Origin of the sequence: Zoogloea sp. LCSB751, from assembly GCF_002028455.1 — a bacterium.
Lineage (GTDB): Bacteria > Pseudomonadota > Gammaproteobacteria > Burkholderiales > Rhodocyclaceae > Zoogloea.
In genome coordinates this window covers 1-257 of record NZ_MWUM01000365.1, presented here as the reverse complement: position 1 = coordinate 257, position 257 = coordinate 1, and the positions used below count along the sequence as shown (strand labels likewise).

At 65.8% G+C, this 257-nt stretch carries 1 protein-coding gene; it reads right to left on the bottom strand.

Annotation, left to right across the window (positions count from 1 at the left end; translation table 11 throughout):
* A partial coding sequence (locus B4920_RS26970; RefSeq protein WP_139379724.1) for a TonB-dependent receptor occupies positions 1 to 257 on the bottom strand: 257 nt, incomplete at both ends.

Below are 257 nucleotides of genomic sequence, written 5' to 3'. Positions count from 1 at the left end.
CCTCGTTGGAGGTACGGGTGGTGTCGTACTGGCGGTTCGGGCAGTCCGCCGCCGAGATGCCGTTGGCCTTGCAGTAGACATAGTCCTTGGCCCAGTCGGCCGAGTAGGAATCAGCCGCGTAGAGATCGCTCAGGCTGGGGGCGCGGAACGAGCGCGACCAGGAGGTGCGCAGCATCAGGTTGTCCAGCGGCTGGTAACGCAGGCTCGCCTTGGGGGAGAAGGCGCTGCCGAAGTCGCTGTAGTCATCGAAGCGGCCG